We start from the raw sequence: 17022 nt of genomic DNA, 5'->3' as shown, positions 1-17022 counted from the left end.
GGCATTCCCCACCTTCCACACCGGCATACCGGGCGAGTTCCCCCGCCCCGGAGCAGAATCGGGATCATGGACCTGCCGGTGATGCCGCCCGTGAAGCCCATGCTCGCCAAGTCCGTGGCGAGGATCCCGCCGGGCATGCAGTACGAGGCCAAGTGGGACGGCTTCCGCGCGATCGTCTTCCGCGACGGCCCGGAGGTGGAGATCGGCAGCCGGGGCACGAAGTCCCTGACCCGCTACTTTCCCGAACTGGTCGAGGCGCTGCGGGAGCACCTGCCCGAGCGGTGCGTCCTGGACGGCGAGATCGTCATCGCGCGCGGCGGGCGCCTGGACTTCGACGCCCTCACCGAGCGCATCCACCCGGCGGACTCCCGGGTGCGGCTGCTCGCCGAGCGCACCCCCGCCTCCTACGTCGCCTTCGACGTGCTCGCCCTCTTCGACGAGGCCCTGTGGGACCTCGCGCTGCGCGACCGGCGCCGGCTGCTCGCCAAGGCGCTGGAAGGCGTGCCGGCACCGGTGCACCTGGCGCCCGCGACGCTCGACGAGGAGGTGGCGCGGGAGTGGTTCGAGCGGTACGAGGGGGCCGGGCTCGACGGCGTGGTCGCCAAGCCCCTCGACCTCAGGTACCGCCAGAACGAACGCCTCATGTACAAGATCAAGCACGAGCGCACGGCGGACTGCGTGGTCGCGGGCTTCCGGCTGCACAAGAGCGGGCCCGTCGTGGGCTCGCTCCTCCTCGGCCTGTACGACGCCACGGGCACGCTCCAGCACGTCGGGGTGTGCGCCGCGTTCTCCATGAAGCGGCGCGAGCAGCTCATGACGGAGCTGGAACCACTGCGGATGGACTCCGTCGCGGGGCATCCGTGGGCGGCCTGGGCGGACGAGGCCGCCCACGAGAGCGCGCGCCTTCCCGGGGCGGTGAACCGGTGGTCGGGGAAGAAGGACCTGACCTGGGTACCGCTGCGGCCCGAGCGGGTGTGCGAGGTGGCCTACGACCACATGGAGAACGGGGCCCGCTTCCGCCACACGGCTCAGTTCCGCACCTGGCGCCCCGACCGCGACCCCGCGTCGTGCACGTACGCCCAACTGGAGGAACCGGCCGGGTACGACCTGGCGGAGGTACTGGGCTCGGCGCCGGCGCAACCCTCCGAGGCGTAACCGTCCGAGGCAGGACACGGGCGAGACGGGACACGGGCGAGTTTCCGCCAAGCCTGCCCCAGTCACTTCCACCCCGCAGAGCACGGCCGTAGGCTCCGCGCCTGACACAGGCGTTACCGACGGTAAGGGGAGGGCTCGATGGGGCGGGCGCACGCATCAGGAAGCACACGCCGGACCTTCGTCAAGGGCGCGGCGACAGCGGGCGGCGCGGCCGCCCTCGGCCTCGGCGGGCTACCCGGCCCCGCGAGCGCGGCCCCTCGCGCCAGACAGTCCGTGGCGGTGCTGGGCGGCGGCGTCGCCGGGCTCACCGCCGCCCACGAACTCGCCGAGCGCGGCTTCGCCGTCACGGTCTACGAGCGCCGCGCCCTGGGCGGCAAGGCCCGCAGCTTCGACGTACCGGACAGCGCGAAGGGCACCCGCAAACCGCTCCCCGGTGAGCACGGCTTCCGCTTCATCCCGGGCATCTACCACAACCTGCCGGACACGATGCGCCGCATCCCCTTCCCCGGGAACCGCAACGGTGTGTGGGACAACCTGGTCGCGCCTCCGGAGATGAGCTTCACGCGCTCGGGCGGCCGCGAGGACATCCGCCTGCCGATCCCCGGCCGCGACGGCGAGCCCGCCGACCTGACCCCCGACGACATCGCGCGCGCCCTCACCGCGTTCCTCGACACCGCGTTCAGCATCCCGGCGCACGAGGTCGCGTACTTCGTGAACCGCGCCCTGGTCTTCCTCACCAGCTGCGACGAGCGCCGCGACGACCAGTGGGAGGCCGAGCCCTGGTGGGACTTCGTGCGTGCCAAGGACATGTCGTACGACTACCAGCGCATCCTCGCGATCGGCGTGACCCGCAACATCGTGGCGACGAAGGCGGAGGTGGCCAGCACCCGTACCGTCGGCACGCTCGGTGAGGCCTTCGTGTTCAACGCCCTGGGACGGGGCGCGGACGGCCCGCCCGACCGCATCCTGAACGCGCCGACCAACGAGGCGTGGATCGACCCGTGGGTGGCGCATCTGAAGTCGCTCGGCGTGGAGTTCCGCGTCGGCTGGACCGTGCGCGAGGTGGCGTACGGCGGCGGCCGGGTGACCAATGCGGTGATCGAGGACGCCGGGGGCGTACGCCGCGACGTGACCGCCGACCACTACGTGCAGGCCATGCCGGTGGAGCACGCCCGCAGGACGTGGGGTGCCGCGCTGCGCGGGGCGGATCCGCAGCTGGCGCGCTGCGACAAGCTGCAGACCGACTGGATGACGGGCATCCAGTTCTATCTGACGGAGCGGCCCAGAATCGTCGACGGGCACTTCAACTGCGTCGACTCGCCCTGGTCGCTCACGGGCATCGCCCAGGCCGCGCACTGGAAGGGCCGCGACTTCCCCGCCGACTACGGCGACGGCGTCGCGGTGGACTGTCTGTCGGTGGACATCTCCGACTGGGACAAGCCGGGCATCCTGTACGGCAAGACGGCCAAGAACTGCACGCGCGAGGAGGTGGCGCGCGAGGTGTGGGCGCAGCTGAAGGCCCATCTCAACGACACCGGCAAGCAGGTCCTGACCGACGGCAAGCTGCACTCCTGGCACCTCGACCCGGGCGTGGACGGCATCGGCGGGCCGAACCCGACGAACGAGGACGAGCTCCTGATCCACCCGGTGGGCACGCTGCACCACCGCCCGTCGGCCGCGACGAAGATCCCCAACTTCTTCCTCGCGGGCGACTACGTGGCCGTGGACATCGACCTGGCCACCATGGAGGGCGCCAACGCGGCCGCGCGCCAGGCCGTCAACGCCCTGCTCGACCGGGCGGGTTCGGACGCGCAGCGGTGCACGGTGAAGCCCCGCTACCGCGTCCCCGAGCTGGCGGGCCTCAAGCGCGCCGACCGCACCCGCTACCGCCTCGGTCTGCGGAACGCCTTCGACCTCGGCTGACAACGGCCGTATTCGGGTACATCCCCGGCATGGAACGGCGAACACGCGTGGGGCACACGACGGCGCGAGGAGCGCGAGCGTGGCGTGCGGCGGTCGCGGTGCTGGCACTCGCCACGCTCACGCCCGCCTGCACCCTGGAGCGGGCGGGCACGGACGGGCGGCCGACGGGCCAGGGCAGAGGCGGCCGCGTGCTCGCCGTGAAGGTCGACAACGTGGGCCCCGCGCGCCCGCAGACCGGCCTGGAGGCGGCGGACGTCGTGTACGTGGAGCGGGTGGAGGCCGGGCTCAGCCGGCTGATGGCCGTCTACGCACGCCGACTGCCGCCCGTGGTGGGGCCGGTGCGCAGCGCCCGGGAGACGGACCTGGAGCTGCTGCGCCAGTTCGACGACCCGGTGCTCGCGTTCTCCGGGGCGCAGTCGAAGCTGCTCCCGCTGATCGACGCGGCCCCGCTGCGCGCCCTGCCCCCGGGCGGGGCCCCCGGCAGGGCGTACTACCGGGGCGGCGCGAAGCCCGCGCCGCACAACCTCTACGTCCGCCCGGCGGCGCTGGGGGCGCGGGTGGCGGCCGAAGGGCTGGAGAGCACGGGCTTCCGGTTCGGGCCGCGCCCGGCGGGCGGCACGCCCACGACCCGGCAGACGCTGCGCTTCCCCTCCGCGCGCTTCACCTTCACCTGGGTCGAGTACGAGGGGCGCTGGCACATCGCGATGGACGGCACGCCCGCCCGTACCGCGTCCGGGGCCGCGCTCGGCGCCGCCACCGTGGTCGAGCAGCGCGTCGACATCCGCGACTCGCGCTTCCACGACCGCTCGGGCAGCGCGTCGCCCTTCAGTCGCACGGTGGGCTCGGGCAGCGCGCGGGTGCTGCGGGACGGCCGTGCGTACGAGGCGCGCTGGCGGCGCGACACGGCGCGGGACGGCACCACGTTCACGACGCGCGAGGGCAAGCCGCTTGCGTTCGCCGAGGGCCCGGTGTGGGTGGTGCTCACCCAGGCGTGAGCGGGGCGGTGCTCACGAGGGCGTCAGGGGCGCGGACCGCAGGTGCTCGGCGGCGTCCGCGACCCGCTGGGCCAGGTCGAGGAACTGCCGGCGCTCCTCGGCGTCCAGCGGGGCGAGGAAGATCTGGTTCATCCGGGCCGTGCGCACCGTCAGCTTGCGGTGGACGCGCCTGCCGTCGGCGGTGAGGCGCAGCAGGGCGCGGCGGCCGTCCTGCGGGTCGCGGACCTTGTCGACGAGGCCGCGGCGGCTGAGCCTGCTGATGACCTCGGCGACGGTGGACCGGTCGAGGCCCACGCGCTCGCCGACGCCGCGCTGGTCGAGGCCGGGCTCGGCGACCAGCGTGTTGAGGACGGCGAACTGGGGCGACGTGGTCTCCTCCGAGACCATCGTGTTCCACAGGAGGTGGTGGGCCTGCTGGAGGCGGCGGGCGAGGTGCCCCGGATGGCTGGTCAGATCCACCGCGGCCATGGCTGGTCCTCCCCTGACACGACAGTTCGTGCACTGAACGATAGCTGACCTGAGGCAGCCTTGACGGCCTCATCTGGCAGTGGGAGCGTGAACTGGAGTTCGCGGGACGACAGATGACAAAAGTCAGTGTGCTGACGATCGTGCGGAGGTGAGGCTGCCGGATGGACAAGGTGGTCGCCACGGCCGCGGCGGCGGTGGCCGACGTGGCGGACGGCGCGTCCCTCGCGGTCGGCGGCTTCGGCCTCAGCGGTGTGCCGACCGTGCTGATCGAGGCGCTGCACCGGCGCGGCACCACGGATCTGCACGTGGTGTCGAACAACTGCGGCGCGCTCGGCACCGGCCTGGCCGTGCTGCTCGCGGCGGGCCGGATCGCCCGCGTGACGGCCTCGTACATCGGTGGCAACGAGGAGTTCGCGCGCCGGTACCTGGCGGGCGATCTCGAGGTGGAGCTGATCCCGCAGGGCACCCTCGCGGAGCGCCTGCGCGCCGGGGGCTGCGGCATCCCCGCCTTCTACACCCCGGCCGGGGTGGGCACGCAGGTCGCCGACGGCGGGATTCCGTGGCGGTACGACGGCGCGGGCGGCGTCGCGGTGGCCTCGCCGCCCAAGGAGACGCGGGAGTTCGACGGCGTGCCCCACGTCCTGGAGCACGGCCTGCGCACCGACTTCGCCCTGGTGCGGGCGGCCCGCGGCGACCGGCACGGCAATCTGGTGTTCGCCAAGGCGAGCCGCAACTTCAACCCGCTGGCCGCGATGGCGGGACGGGTGACCGTCGCGGAGGTGGAGGAGCTGGTGGAGCCCGGCGCCATCGACCCGGACGCGGTGCACCTGCCGGGCGTCTTCGTGCACCGCGTCGTCGCCCTCGGCCCGCGCGAGGCCGCCGCCAAGCGCGTCGAGAAGCGGACGGTGAGCGACTGATGGCGTGGACCCGCGAACAGGTGGCGGCCCGGGCCGCGGCCGAGCTCGGGGACGGCCAGTACGTCAACCTGGGCATCGGCCTGCCGACGCTGATCCCGGGCTTCCTGCCGCCGGACGTGCAGGTGGTCGTCCAGTCGGAGAACGGCGTCCTCGGCGTCGGCCCCTACCCCACGGCGGACGCGGTCGACCCGGACCTGATCAACGCGGGCAAGGAGACGGTCACGGCCCTTCCCGGGGCGGCGTACTTCGACTCGGCGCTGTCGTTCGGGATGATCCGCGGCGGCCATCTCGACGTGGCCGTCCTGGGCGCGATGCAGGTCTCCGCGCGCGGGGACCTCGCCAACTGGGCGGTCCCCGGCAGGCTCGTCACCGGGATCGGCGGGGCGATGGACCTGGTGCACGGCGCCCGCAGGGTGATCGTGACGATGACGCACACCGCGAAGGACGGCTCGCCCAAGCTCGTGGAGGAGTGCGACCTGCCGCTCACCGGCAGCCGGTGCGTGCACCGCGTCATCACGGACCTCGGTGTCTTCGACGTCACCGGGGACGGACTTCAGTTGACCGAGTGCGCACCGGGAGTCGGCGTCACCGAGATCGTCGCGCGGACGGCGGCGAAGGTGCGCGTCCCGGACGCGTGAGGACCGGCGCTGCCCGGTCCGGAAGGGAGCGGCAGCCGCAATGACCCCTCATCCCCCCTACGACGACCCGACCGCGCGCCGGACGGTCACCGCGCCGGGCGCCGAACGGTCCGCCCCCGGCGCGGCCGCGCCCCGGCCGCCCGGCACGCCCCACGGCGTCCCGCCCTACCGCGGGGCCCTGCTGCGCCATCCCCGCCACTCCGCCGTGCCCGTTCCCGACCCGGAGGCCGTGGAGCTGAGCGGGCCGGTCTTCGGCGTCGCGGACGTCACCGACTTCGAGCGGGATCTGACCCGCCAGCACTCGGGCGAGCCGCTGGGCGAGCGCATCACCGTGTCCGGCCGTGTGACGGACCGTCACGGGCGGCCCGTACGAGGCCAGTTGATCGAGGTGTGGCAGGCCAACGCGTCCGGCAGGTACGTCCACCGGCGGGACCGGCACGCGGCGCCGCTCGACCCGAACTTCACCGGCTTCGGCCGCTGTCTGACGGGCGACGACGGCACGTACTCCTTCACCACGATCCGGCCCGGCGCCTACCCGTGGCGCAACCACGACAACGCCTGGCGCCCCGCCCATCTGCACTTCTCGCTGTTCGGCACGGCGTTCGCGCAGCGCCTGGTGACGCAGATGTACTTCCCGGCCGACCCGCTGCTCGCGTACGACCCGGTCTTCCTCTCGATCCCCGACGAGGCGGCGCGGGCCCGCCTCGTGGCCGCCTACGACCACGGTCTGACGGTGCCGGAGTGGGCGCTCGGCTACCGCTGGGACATCGTCCTGGACGGCCCGTCCGCCACCTGCTTCGAGGACGGTGCCGCATGAGCCCCGTGCCGCCGCACGCGCCCACGCCCTCGCAGACCGTCGGCCCGTACCACGGCTACGCGCTGCCGTTCCCGCGCGGCGGCGAGATCGCGCCCGCGGGCCACCCGGACGCCGTCACCCTCCACGGGTACGTGTACGACGGCAAGGGCGTCCCCGTGGACGACGGCCTCGTGGAGACGTGGCAGCCCGCGCCGGACGGCTCGCGCGCGGGTGCGCCCGGGTCGCTGCGCCAGGACGCGGTCAGCGGCACGCCGCGGGGGCGCGACGGGGTCACGTTCACGGGCTTCGGCCGGGTGCCGACGGACCCGGACGGGCACTGGGCGGTCCGCACCCTCAGGCCCGGCGGCGTCCCGTACGTCTGCGTCGCGGTGTTCGCGCGCGGACTGCTCGACCACCTGTACACGCGCGCGTACCTGACGGACGACCCGGACGACGCCCTGCTCCGCTCACTGACCCCCGACCGGCGCGCGACGCTGCTCGCGCGCCCGGGGCCGCACGGCACGTACCGGTTCGACATCCGTCTCCAAGGGGACGACGAGACGGTGTTCCTGGCGTTCACGTGACCCCGGCAGCCGTGCGGGAGGGGTGCGGTCGGAGCGGGAGGGGGCGGTCAGCGCGCCCCGTACACGGGCTGCGGCGGCTCGGCGCGGGCGAGCAGCTCCAGGGCCGCCCCGCCCGCCTCGGCCGGGCTCCAGCGGGCGGCCTTGTCGGCGCTGGGTCCGGGGCGCCAGCCCTCCATGACCGTGATGCGGCCGCCCTCGGCCTCGAAGACGCGGCCCGTGACCCCGGACGAGGCGGTGGAGCCGAGCCAGACGACCAGCGGCGACACGTTCTCCGGAGCCATCGCGTCGAAGGCGCCCTCCTGGGGGGCGGCCATGGTGTCGGCGAAGGTCCGCTCGGTCATGCGGGTGCGGGCTGCGGGCGCGATGGCGTTCACGCGCACTCCGTAGGGGGCCAGTTCGGCGGCCGCGACCATCGTGAGGCCGAGGATGCCCGCCTTGGCCGCGCTGTAGTTGCCCTGTCCGACGCTGCCCGACAGGCCCGCTCCCGAGCTGGTGTTGACCACGCACGCGTGCGGGGCGCGTCCGGCCTTGGCGGCGGCCCGCCAGTGCGCGGCCGCGTGCTTCAGGGGCAGGAAGTGACCCTTCAGGTGCACGCGCAGGACGGCGTCCCAGTCGTCCTCGTCGAGGTTGACCAGCATGCGGTCGCGCAGGAAGCCCGCGTTGTTCACGAGGGTGTCCAGCCCGCCGTAGGTCTCCAGGGCGGTCCGCACGAGGGACGCGGCGCCCGCGGTCGTCGCGACGTCGCCACAGTGCGCGACGGCTTCGCCGCCCGCCGCCCGGATCTCGTCGACGACGTCCTGCGCGGGGCCTCCGGAGGCGCCGGAACCGTCGAGGGCCGCCCCCAGGTCGTTGACGACGACCCGCGCGCCCTCGGCCGCGTACGCGCGCGCGTGCGCCCGGCCGAGGCCCCGGCCCGCACCCGTGACGATCACGACACGGCCCGCGCAGATCCCGGATTCGACGGCTGCGGTCATACGGAACTCCTTCGTACGGGGTGGACGGCCCGCGCGCCCGGCGGATGACCGGGCCGCGCGCGGCCCGGGTCAGTGGTTCACGGTCGCGGCGTCCAGGAACGCGGGCCGCTCGCCGCCGCCGTCCACCTGGAGGGCCGCGCCGCTGATGTACCGCGCGGCGGCGGAGGCGAGGAACACGCAGGCGTCGGCGGCGTCCGCGGGCTCCGCGAGGCGGCCGAGCGGAATCGTGCGGGCCACCGCGGCGACCCCCTCCTCGTCGCCGTAGTGCAGATGGGTGCTCTCGGTGCGCACCAAGCCGAGCACCACAGTGTTCACGCGCACGTGCGGGGCCCATTCGACCGCCATGGTGCGCGCGAGGTTCGCGAGCCCCGCCTTGGCGGCGCCGTAGGCCCCCGAGCCGGGCGAGGGGCGGGTGCCGCTGACGCTGCCGATCATGATGATGGCGCCGCCGGTCTCCTGACGGCTCATCACCTCGTGGGCGGCGAGGGAGGTGTACAGCGGGGCGAGCAGGTTCAGTTGGACGATCTTCGTCTGCCGGGCGGCGGTGGCCTCGGCGAGCAGGCCGAACGGCGTGCCGCCCGCGTTGTTCACCAGCACGTCGAGCCGCCCGCGGTCCGCGGCGACGCCGGTGACCAGGGCGTGCGCCGCCTCGGGGTCCCGCAGGTCGGCCGGGCGGAACTCCGCGGTGGCGCCCGGCACTTCGACCGGCCGCTCGGGCGGCTTGCGGGCGCAGATGACGACGTGCGCGCCGGCGGCCAGGAAGCCGCGGGCAATCCCGGCCCCGACGCCGCGGGTGCCGCCGGTGACCACGACCACCTGTCGATTGTCAGTCATCGCTGCTACCTTCCTGAGCAACTAACAAATGTTTGGTTGAAGGCGCTGGACGAAAGGTAGCGGATCCTCTGATGCCTGTCTCCACCTCACCCCCAGAGGACGGCGTGGCCGTCGTCACCGTCGACTACGCACCGGTCAACGCCCTTCCCGCGCACGGCTGGTTCGCCCTGGCGGACGCGGTGCGCGCCGCGGGCCGCGACCCCGGGGTGCGCTGCGTGCTGCTCGCCGCCGAGGGCCGCGGGTTCAACGCGGGCGTGGACATCAAGGAGCTGCGCCGCGACCCCGGACACGGCGCGCTGCTCGGCGTCAACAGCGGCTGCGCGGAGGCCTTCGCCGCGGTGTACGACTGCGCGGTGCCGGTCGTCGCCGCCGTCCAGGGCTTCTGCCTGGGCGGCGGCATCGGCCTCGTCGGCAACGCGGACGCGATCGTGGCGAGCGACGACGCCACGTTCGGCCTCCCCGAGCTGGACCGCGGCGCGCTCGGCGCCGCCACGCACCTGGCCCGCCTGGTCCCCCAGCACCTGATGCGCGCGCTGTACTACACGGCGCGCACGGCCACCGCGGCCGAGCTGCACGCGCACGGCTCGGTGTGGCGGGTGGTGCCGCGCGCCGAGCTGCACGCGGCGGCCCTCGCCCTCGCGCGCGAGATCGCCCGCAAGGACGGCACGCTGCTCCGCCTGGCCAAGGCCGCGATCAACGGCATCGACCCGGTGGACGTGCGCCGCAGCTACCGCTTCGAGCAGGGCTTCACCTTCGAGGCGAACCTGAGCGGCGTGGCGGCCCGCGTCCGCGACGGCTTCGGCGCGCCCGCCGCGCCGTCCGACAGCTCCGTACCGGCCGGGGAGGGCACGGCATGAGCGATCCGGCAGAAATCCCTCCGCCGCGGGGCGGCCGGGACAAGACCATGACGCCCGAGGACGTCGTGCGGCGCCTGGAGAGCGGGATGACGCTCGGCATCGGCGGCTGGGGCTCGCGCCGCAAGCCGATGGCGCTGGTCCGCGCCCTGCTGCGCTCGGACGTCACCGACCTGACCGTCGTGGCGTACGGCGGCCCGGACGTCGGCCTGCTCCTGGCCGCGGGGAAGGTCCGCAAGCTGGTCACGGCCTTCGTGACGCTCGACTCGATCCCCCTGGAGCCGCACTTCCGGGCGGCCCGCGAGCGGGGCGGCCTCGACCTGGTCGAGCTGGACGAGGCGATGTTCCTCCAGGGGCTCACCGCCGCCGCCCAGCGCCTGCCCTTCCTGCCCGTGCGCGCGGGCCTCGGCTCGGACGTGCTGCGGGTCAATCCCCACCTGCGCACGGTCACTTCGCCGTACGAGGACGGGGAGGAGCTGGTCGCGGTCCCCGCCCTGCGCCTGGACGCGGCCCTGGTGCACCTGAACCGCGCGGACCGCCTGGGCAACGGCCGGTATCTGGGCCCCGACCCGTACTTCGACGACTTGTTCTGCGAGGCGGCCGACACGGCGTACGTGTCGTGCGAGCGCCTGGTCGACTTCGGCGCCCCCGACGACGCCGTCTCCGCCCCGTCCGCCGCACCGGCCCCGCACGTGGCGCCCCAGACGCTGCTCGTCTCACGCCACAGCGTGACGGGCGTGACCGAGACCCCCGGGGGCGCGCACTTCACGTCGTGCGTCCCGGACTACGGCCGCGACGAGGCCTTCCAGAAGGCGTACGCCACCGCGGCGGCCGCCCCCGACAGCTGGACGGCGTTCCGCGACCGCTTCCTTTCGGGCGGCGAGGAGGACTACCACCAAGCCGTCCGGACCTGGCACAAGGAGCAGCGATGACGCGCACCACGACCGCCGTCACCCGTGCCGAGTACTGCGTGATCGCCTGCGCCGAGGCGTGGCGCGGCGACGGCGAGGTCCTGGCGTCCCCGATGGGCACGGTCCCCACGCTCGCGGCCCGCCTCGCGAAGCTGACGTTCGCGCCGGAGCTGCTGCTCACGGACGGCGAGGCGCTCCTCATGGGCGACGTGCCCGCCCTCGGGGAGCGCTCGTCGGTGACGGAGGGCTGGCTGCCCTACCGCCGCCACCTGACGATGGTGATGGGCGGGCGGCGGCACGTGATGATGGGCGCGAGCCAGCTCGACCGCTTCGGCAACCAGAACATCTCGTGTGTCGGCGACTGGCACCACCCCGCCCGACAGCTCCTGGGCGTGCGCGGCGCCCCGGTGAACACCCTGAACAACCCGGTGAGTTACTGGATCCCGAGGCATGCGAAGCGCGTGTTCGTCGAGCGGGTCGACATGGTCTGCGGCGTCGGGCACGACCGCGCCGCCGCGGCGGGCCCCGCCGCGACCCGCTACCACGACCTGCGCCGCGTCGTGTCGGACCTGGGCGTGTTCGACTTCGCCACTCCCGACCGCTCGATGCGCGTGGTGTCCGCGCACCCGGGCGTGACCGCGGCGGAGATCCGCGGGGCGACGTCCTTCGCCCTGCCCGTCCCGGACGACCCGGCTCCCACCCGCGAGCCGACGGCCGCCGAACTGCACCTGATCCGCGAGGTCCTGGACCCCGCGGGGCTGCGCGACCGCGAGGTCCGACCGTGACGGCGGCGCCGCTCCTGGAGACGCCGCTGACCCGGCTCGTCGGTGTGCGGTACCCGATCGTGCAGACCGGCATGGGCTGGGTCGCGGGCCCCAGCCTGGTGTCGGCGGCGGCGAACGCGGGCGCCCTTGGCATCCTGGCCTCCGCCACGATGACCCTCGGCCAACTGCGCTCCGCGATCCGGGAGGTGAGGTCCCGCACGTCCGCCCCGTTCGGCGTGAACCTCCGCGCGGACGCGGGTGACGCGCGCGACCGCGTGCGGATCGTCGTCGCCGAGGGCGTCCGGGTCGCCTCCTTCGCGCTCGCCCCGTCCGAGGCCCTCATCGGGGAGCTGAAGGCGGCCGGGGTCGTCGTGATGCCGTCCGTGGGTGCCCGCAGACACGCCGAGAAGGTGGCGGCGTGGGGCGCGGACGCGGTCGTCGTCCAGGGCGGCGAGGGCGGCGGCCACACCGGTGACGTGGCCACGAGCGTGCTCCTGCCGCAGGTCGTGGACGCCGTGGACATCCCCGTGGTCGCGGCGGGCGGCTTCCACGACGGCCGCGGCCTGGTCGCCGCCCTCGCGTACGGCGCGGCGGGCGTGGCCATGGGCACCCGCTTCCTGCTCACGGCGGAGTCCCCGGTCCCGGACGCGGTGAAGGCCCGCTATCTTGCGGCCACGGTCAAGGACGTCACGCTGACCTCGCGCGTGGACGGCCTCCCCCACCGGATGCTCCGCACGGACCTGGTGGCGGCCCTGGAGCGCTCCGGCCGCGCCGCGAACCTGCTGCGCGCGCTGCGCCACGCGGCGGCGTTCCGCCGGCTGTCGGGCCAGAGCTGGCCCGCCCTGGCCCGCGACGGCCGTGCCCTGAAGCGCGCCAAGCACCTCACCTGGGCCCAGGCCCTGCTCGCCGCGAACACCCCGATGCTCCTCAAGTCGGCCATGGTGGACGGCGACCCGGACCGCGGCGTCATGGCCGCGGGCCAGGTGGCAGGCGTCCTGGCCGACGTCCCGACCTGCGAGGAACTGGTCACCAGACTCATGAAGGAGGCCGAAGACACCCTGAAGCGCCTGCGCGAGCCCTGACGGACGCGCCACGGCCGGATCAAGCCCGTCCGGCGTTCGGCGACGAGGCCACAGGCCGATCGACCCAGGCCCGGCCCCTCCGCGAGCGCCTAGACCCCGGCGAGGAACCGCTCGGCCCGGGCGGCCAGCTCGTCGGCCCCGCAGCTGCGCGCCAGCGCGAGCCCGCGCTGAAGCTCCTCCACGCTGCCCGAGACCACCCCGTACTCGACGCGCGCGACGGCGTGTTCGTACGCGCAGGGCGAGGCCTCCAGATAGGCCACGGCCTTCGCGTACAGCGCGACGGAGCGGGGGCCGGAGGCGAGCGCGGCCTCGCACCGCAGGGCCTCGCCGATCGCCGTGTCCGTGCCGAACCGCTCGGCCTGCACGCGCGCGTCGGTGACCACGTCGGCGGCGCGCCGCGGGTCCTCGTCGGCGAGGGCCCGCGCGAGGTCGTACGCCCACGGCGCGAGCACCGTGTTGTACTGGCCGCGCGCCGTCAACGCCTTGGCGGTGGCCTCCAGTTCGTTGAGCCCTTCCTCGCGGCGGCCGAGGGCCAGGAGGAGCCTGCCGCGGACGGACATCGCGTCGGGGACGTAGATCGTGGAGGCGTTGGGCGGCGCGAAGCCGTAGCGGTCGGCGACGGCGCTCGCCTGCTCGGCGTGGCCGCGGGCGAGCAGCGTGTCGATGAGCATGCTGGCCGCCTCCCAGTGCATCGGGAGCCCGCCCTGGCCCACGCGGTCGGCGAGCCGCAGGCTCTCGCGCAGCGACTTCTCGGCGTCCCTGAGCCGCCCGCGCCTGCGGTAGACGTAGCCGAGGAAGGCGTGCGCGAGCGCGAGGTGGCCGCCGCTCCAGCCCGCCGTCTCGTACGCCTTCACGGCCTCGGTGAACAGGCTCTCGGCGCGGTCGAGCCGGTCGGCGAAGGCGTACGAACCGCCGAGCATCAGGCGCAGTTCGAAGCTCCACTCGGCGTCGGTCCAGCCGAGTCCGGGCGCCAGGCGGCCGTTGACGAGGGCGCGGTCGCACAGCTCGACGACCTCTTCGGCGTTCTCGCCGCGCGTCATCGCGTCGAAGGCGCGCAGGATGAGCAGGGCGCGCTCGGCGTTGTCACGCCCGGAAAGCGACCCGGCGAGCGCGGCGAGCCTGCGGGAGCGGCCCGGCGAGTCCTCCTCGCCCGCGTGGATGCCCTCCCACATGAAGTGCACGGCCTGCAGGCGGAGCCGGTCGGTGCCGACGGGAAGGCGGGCCGCCTCCTCGGTGATGGCGCGCAGGCCCTCGCCGAGCTGGTCGTTGTGCACGAGGGCCTGCGACAGGCGGCACACGGCGTCGACGCGCAGCTCCTGGCTCAGGCCCCGCATCGAAAGGGCCTCGCGCAGATGCCCGACGGTGGTGACGGGCGAGGTGAGCAGGGTGGCGCAGCCGAGTTCGTAGAGCACGCGGGCGTGCACGTCGGGCCGGGGCGGCTCGCGCAGGGCCCGCTCCAGACAGCGCCGGGCGGCGTCGGGCGCGCCGACGGCGAGGTGCTCGGTGGCGGCCTCGCGCAGCTGCTCGACGAGCTCGGGGTCGTCGTCCGGGATGACTTCGAGCAGGTGCCGGGAGGCCGCGGCGGCGCCGCGCCCGGAGCGGGTGACGGCCCAGGCCGCCTGGCCGTGCATCGCGGTGCGGGTGGCGGGCGGGATGGATTGGTACACGGCGGAGGCGATCAGCGGGTGCACGAACTCCAGGCCCTCTTCGCCGCCGGTCACGATGCGGGCGGTGCGCAGCCGCTCGGCGCACTGCTCGGCCCCGTCGCGGGGCAGTCCCGCGAGGGACGCGGCGAGGTCGACGGAGATCGCGGAGCCGAGGATCGCGGCGGCCCAGGCGAAGCGGGTGACGTCGGTGCCGAGCTCTTCGAGGCGGGCGACGAGGCCGCGGCCGCGGGCGGAGCGGTTGAGGACGCGCAGTTCGGCGGCGGAGCCCTCCACCGGTTCGAGCTCGCTGTCCTGCACCTTGGCGAGGAGCTCCACGGATTCGTACGGGTTGCCGTTGGTGACGGCCCACACCTCGCGGCAGAACGGGGCGTCCGCGTGCTCGCCGAGCGTGGCCCGGGTGAGCCCGGCCGTGGCCTCCGGGGTGAGGTTGCGCAGCTGGGTCGCCGGGCGTGCGGCGGCGCCGATGCGCGCGAGGTGGCGGGCGCTGTCGCCGGTGGCCTCGCCGGGGCGGTGGGCGACCACGACGAGCACCGGCAGGTCGTCGAGGCGTTCGGCGAACGCGGCGAGCCAGTGCAGCGTCTCCTGGTCCGCCCAGTGCGCGTCGTCGACGAGCAGCACCAGGGGCCAGTAGACGCGGGAGAGGCGGGAGACCACCGCGATCAAGCCGTCGCACACGGCCTGCGGCTCGGGCCTGCCGCTGCCGGGCTCGGCTATGCCGAGGGCGGGGCCCGCGATCTCGTACCAGTCGCCGAGGTACTCGCGGACCTCGTCGGGGGTGAGGGCCACGAGGGCGGGCTGGAGGAGCTGTCGTACGACGTTGAAGGGGACGGTTTTGAGGGTCTCGCCGCCGCGCGCGGCCCACACGGTGGCCCGGCCGTGGGCGAGGCGGCGGACTTCGGCCATGAGCGCGGTCTTGCCGATGCCGGCGTCACCGCTGAAGACGAGCAGGCCGCCCTCGGTCGTCATGTCCGAGCACAGACCGGACACGGCCCGCTCGGCCGCGCCGATTTCCTCGTCGCGCTCCCACAGCGGGGCCCAGGCGCCACCTCCGGGCCGTCCCTGCGTCATCGCGCTACCTCCCGGGGTCGCTCAATCGACGTACAGAACTTGAGACTAGCCGGGCCGGGGCCGTCGCGGAGCGAGGTCCGCCCACCTGCTCCCGCACGGGTGACAGACGGTCATATGCCAGGCCACCTGGGGAGTACGGGTGCGGCGCGTCCGCGCGGCACGCGGGACGGCGTGCCGCGGCGGCCCTGGCGGTCACAGCCGTTCGATGACGGTGACGTTGGCCTGGCCACCTCCTTCGCACATCGTCTGGAGGCCGAACCGGCCGCCGGTGCGCTCCAGTTCGTGCAGGAGGGTCGTCATCAGGCGGGCGCCGGTGGCACCGAGCGGGTGACCCAGGGCGATGGCGCCTCCGTTGACGTTGACCTTCTCCGGGTCGGCGCCGGTCTCCCGCAGCCAGGCGAGGACGACGGGCGCGAACGCCTCGTTGATCTCGACGAGGTCGATGGCGTCGAGCGTCATGCCGGTCTTCTTCAGGGCGTGCGCGGTGGCCGGAATGGGTGCGGAGAGCATGCGGATCGGATCCTCGCCGCGCACGGAGAGGTGGTGGACGCGGGCGCGGGGCGTCAACCCGTGGTCCCGCACCGCCCGTTCACCGGCGAGGAGCAGGGCGGCGGCGCCGTCGGAGACCTGGGAGGAGCAGGCGGCGGTGATGCTGCCGCCGTCCATGACGGGCGTGAGGGCCGCCATCTTCTCCAAGGTCGTGTCGCGGCGCGGGCCTTCGTCGGTGACGACGTCCCCATAGGCCACGGTCTCGCGGTCGAAGCGGCCTTCGTCGGCGGCGCGGAGGGCGCGCCGGTGGGAGCGGAGCGCGAACTCCTCCATGTCCTGGCGGGATATGCCCCACTTGTCGGCGATCAGCTGGGCGCCGTGGAACTGGTTGACGGGCCGGTTCCCGTACCGGGCGCGCCAGCCCTCGCTGCCCGCGAAGGGGCCTTCGGTGAGGCCGAGGGGCTCGGCCGCCTGCCGGGAGGCGAAGGCGATGGGGATCATCGACATGTTCTGCGTGCCGCCCGCGACGACGAGGTCCTGGGTGCCGGAGAGGACGGCCTGCGCGGCGAAGTGCAGGGCCTGCTGGGAGGATCCGCACTGCCGGTCGACGGTCACGCCGGGCACCTCTTCGGGGAGTCCGGCCGCGAGCCAGCTGGTGCGGGCGACGTCCCCGGCCTGCGGCCCGACCGCGTCGAGGCAGCCGAAGACCACGTCGTCGACGGCGGCGGGGTCGACGCCGCTGCGCTCCATGAGGGCGGTGAGCACATGGGCGCCGAGGTCGGCGGGGTGCGCGGCGGCGAGGCCGCCGCCGCGCTTGCCGACGGGCGTGCGGACCGCCTCGACGATGAAGGCCTCGGCCATGGCTGCGTACTCCTCGCGTGACGGGCGCCGCGCGGCGGCGCG

General features: G+C 74.4%; 16 protein-coding genes. 11 read left to right on the top strand and 5 right to left on the bottom strand.

Features of this window, described 5'->3' with window-relative positions; all coding sequences use genetic code 11:
• Positions 1–66: 66 nt before the first annotated feature.
• The 3 genes from IG74_RS0101500 (at position 67) to IG74_RS0101490 (ending at position 4073) form a co-directional block, all read left to right on the top strand.
• The gene (locus IG74_RS0101500; RefSeq protein WP_030668170.1) at positions 67–1155 is read left to right on the top strand and encodes an ATP-dependent DNA ligase; all 1089 of its coding nucleotides are present in this window, start codon (positions 67–69) and stop codon (positions 1153–1155) included.
• Between the two features lie 138 nt (positions 1156–1293).
• On the top strand, positions 1294–3078 hold the full coding sequence (locus IG74_RS0101495) for a hydroxysqualene dehydroxylase (protein WP_030668167.1): 1785 nt from the start codon (positions 1294–1296) through the stop codon (positions 3076–3078).
• Between the two features lie 29 nt (positions 3079–3107).
• Positions 3108–4073, top strand: a complete 966-nt coding sequence (locus IG74_RS0101490; protein WP_078868494.1) for a DUF3048 domain-containing protein — start codon at positions 3108–3110, stop codon at positions 4071–4073.
• Positions 4074–4085: 12 nt separating this feature from the next.
• Here the strand turns inward: IG74_RS0101490 and IG74_RS0101485 are convergent, their stop codons facing one another.
• On the bottom strand, positions 4086–4541 hold the full coding sequence (locus IG74_RS0101485; RefSeq protein ID WP_030668163.1) for a MarR family winged helix-turn-helix transcriptional regulator: 456 nt from the start codon (positions 4539–4541) through the stop codon (positions 4086–4088).
• Between the two features lie 161 nt (positions 4542–4702).
• Here IG74_RS0101485 and IG74_RS0101480 point away from each other — a divergent pair, with 161 nt between their 5' ends.
• From IG74_RS0101480 to pcaG, 4 genes are read left to right on the top strand one after another with little or no spacing between them, the layout of a single operon-like run.
• A complete protein-coding gene (locus IG74_RS0101480) occupies positions 4703–5458 on the top strand; it encodes a CoA transferase subunit A (RefSeq protein ID WP_030668160.1) in 756 nt (251 codons plus the stop codon).
• Positions 5458–6096: a 3-oxoacid CoA-transferase subunit B gene (locus IG74_RS0101475; RefSeq protein WP_030668156.1), complete on the top strand. Its 639-nt coding sequence runs from the start codon at positions 5458–5460 to the stop codon at positions 6094–6096. The genes IG74_RS0101480 and IG74_RS0101475 overlap by 1 nt, the downstream gene beginning before the upstream one ends.
• 40 nt (positions 6097–6136) lie before the next feature.
• Positions 6137–6913 carry a protocatechuate 3,4-dioxygenase subunit beta gene (pcaH, locus tag IG74_RS0101470; protein WP_037824180.1) on the top strand — a complete coding sequence of 259 codons (777 nt, stop codon included), beginning with the start codon at positions 6137–6139 and terminating at the stop codon, positions 6911–6913.
• A complete protein-coding gene (gene pcaG / locus IG74_RS0101465) occupies positions 6910–7476 on the top strand; it encodes a protocatechuate 3,4-dioxygenase subunit alpha (RefSeq protein ID WP_030668149.1) in 567 nt (188 codons plus the stop codon). The genes pcaH and pcaG overlap by 4 nt, the downstream gene beginning before the upstream one ends.
• Positions 7477–7523: 47 nt before the next feature.
• Here pcaG and IG74_RS0101460 read toward each other — a convergent pair whose 3' ends face one another.
• Both IG74_RS0101460 and IG74_RS0101455 read right to left on the bottom strand, forming a co-directional pair.
• Positions 7524–8450, bottom strand: coding sequence for an SDR family oxidoreductase (locus tag IG74_RS0101460; RefSeq protein WP_030668146.1), 927 nt, complete (start codon positions 8448–8450; stop codon positions 7524–7526).
• A gap of 69 nt (positions 8451–8519) precedes the next feature.
• Positions 8520–9284, bottom strand: coding sequence for an SDR family oxidoreductase (locus tag IG74_RS0101455; RefSeq protein WP_030668143.1), 765 nt, complete (start codon positions 9282–9284; stop codon positions 8520–8522).
• Positions 9285–9355: 71 nt separating this feature from the next.
• Here IG74_RS0101455 and IG74_RS0101450 point away from each other — a divergent pair, with 71 nt between their 5' ends.
• The 4 genes from IG74_RS0101450 to IG74_RS0101435 are packed head-to-tail and all read left to right on the top strand — an operon-like array spanning position 9356 to position 12895.
• Positions 9356–10141 (top strand): enoyl-CoA hydratase family protein, encoded by a 786-nt coding sequence (locus IG74_RS0101450; RefSeq protein ID WP_030668140.1) that lies wholly within the window; start codon positions 9356–9358, stop codon positions 10139–10141.
• On the top strand, positions 10138–11070 hold the full coding sequence (locus IG74_RS0101445) for a CoA transferase subunit A (protein WP_037824178.1): 933 nt from the start codon (positions 10138–10140) through the stop codon (positions 11068–11070). The genes IG74_RS0101450 and IG74_RS0101445 overlap by 4 nt, the downstream gene beginning before the upstream one ends.
• Positions 11067–11834 carry a CoA-transferase subunit beta gene (locus IG74_RS0101440; RefSeq protein ID WP_030668134.1) on the top strand — a complete coding sequence of 256 codons (768 nt, stop codon included), beginning with the start codon at positions 11067–11069 and terminating at the stop codon, positions 11832–11834. The genes IG74_RS0101445 and IG74_RS0101440 overlap by 4 nt, the downstream gene beginning before the upstream one ends.
• Before the next feature lie 14 nt (positions 11835–11848).
• The gene (locus IG74_RS0101435) at positions 11849–12895 is read left to right on the top strand and encodes an NAD(P)H-dependent flavin oxidoreductase (protein ID WP_030668131.1); all 1047 of its coding nucleotides are present in this window, start codon (positions 11849–11851) and stop codon (positions 12893–12895) included.
• An 89-nt stretch (positions 12896–12984) separates the two neighbouring features.
• Here the strand turns inward: IG74_RS0101435 and IG74_RS0101430 are convergent, their stop codons facing one another.
• Both IG74_RS0101430 and IG74_RS0101425 read right to left on the bottom strand, forming a co-directional pair.
• The gene (locus tag IG74_RS0101430) at positions 12985–15630 is read right to left on the bottom strand and encodes an ATP-binding protein (protein ID WP_030668128.1); all 2646 of its coding nucleotides are present in this window, start codon (positions 15628–15630) and stop codon (positions 12985–12987) included.
• Between the two features lie 192 nt (positions 15631–15822).
• Positions 15823–16980, bottom strand: a complete 1158-nt coding sequence (locus IG74_RS0101425; protein WP_030668125.1) for an acetyl-CoA C-acetyltransferase — start codon at positions 16978–16980, stop codon at positions 15823–15825.
• Between the last annotated feature and the right edge of the window lie 42 nt (positions 16981–17022).

This window comes from Streptomyces sp. NRRL B-1347 (assembly GCF_000720325.1).
Taxonomy (GTDB): Bacteria; Actinomycetota; Actinomycetes; order Streptomycetales; family Streptomycetaceae; genus Streptomyces.
This window is presented reverse-complemented; position numbering and strand designations above follow the sequence as displayed.

Excerpts from the sequence above, each read along its gene's own strand:
- IG74_RS0101500 (WP_030668170.1), top strand. The coding sequence starts at position 67 with ATGGACCTGCCGGTGATGCCGCCCGTGAAGCCCATGCTCGCCAAGTCC.
- IG74_RS0101495 (WP_030668167.1), top strand. The coding sequence starts at position 1,294 with ATGGGGCGGGCGCACGCATCAGGAAGCACACGCCGGACCTTCGTCAAG.
- IG74_RS0101490 (WP_078868494.1), top strand. The coding sequence starts at position 3,108 with ATGGAACGGCGAACACGCGTGGGGCACACGACGGCGCGAGGAGCGCGA.
- IG74_RS0101485 (WP_030668163.1), bottom strand. The coding sequence starts at position 4,541 with ATGGCCGCGGTGGATCTGACCAGCCATCCGGGGCACCTCGCCCGCCGC.
- IG74_RS0101480 (WP_030668160.1), top strand. The coding sequence starts at position 4,703 with ATGGACAAGGTGGTCGCCACGGCCGCGGCGGCGGTGGCCGACGTGGCG.
- IG74_RS0101475 (WP_030668156.1), top strand. The coding sequence starts at position 5,458 with ATGGCGTGGACCCGCGAACAGGTGGCGGCCCGGGCCGCGGCCGAGCTC.
- pcaH (WP_037824180.1), top strand. The coding sequence starts at position 6,137 with ATGACCCCTCATCCCCCCTACGACGACCCGACCGCGCGCCGGACGGTC.
- pcaG (WP_030668149.1), top strand. The coding sequence starts at position 6,910 with ATGAGCCCCGTGCCGCCGCACGCGCCCACGCCCTCGCAGACCGTCGGC.
- IG74_RS0101460 (WP_030668146.1), bottom strand. The coding sequence starts at position 8,450 with ATGACCGCAGCCGTCGAATCCGGGATCTGCGCGGGCCGTGTCGTGATC.
- IG74_RS0101455 (WP_030668143.1), bottom strand. The coding sequence starts at position 9,284 with ATGACTGACAATCGACAGGTGGTCGTGGTCACCGGCGGCACCCGCGGC.
- IG74_RS0101450 (WP_030668140.1), top strand. The coding sequence starts at position 9,356 with ATGCCTGTCTCCACCTCACCCCCAGAGGACGGCGTGGCCGTCGTCACC.
- IG74_RS0101445 (WP_037824178.1), top strand. The coding sequence starts at position 10,138 with ATGAGCGATCCGGCAGAAATCCCTCCGCCGCGGGGCGGCCGGGACAAG.
- IG74_RS0101440 (WP_030668134.1), top strand. The coding sequence starts at position 11,067 with ATGACGCGCACCACGACCGCCGTCACCCGTGCCGAGTACTGCGTGATC.
- IG74_RS0101430 (WP_030668128.1), bottom strand. The coding sequence starts at position 15,630 with ATGACGCAGGGACGGCCCGGAGGTGGCGCCTGGGCCCCGCTGTGGGAG.
- IG74_RS0101425 (WP_030668125.1), bottom strand. The coding sequence starts at position 16,980 with ATGGCCGAGGCCTTCATCGTCGAGGCGGTCCGCACGCCCGTCGGCAAG.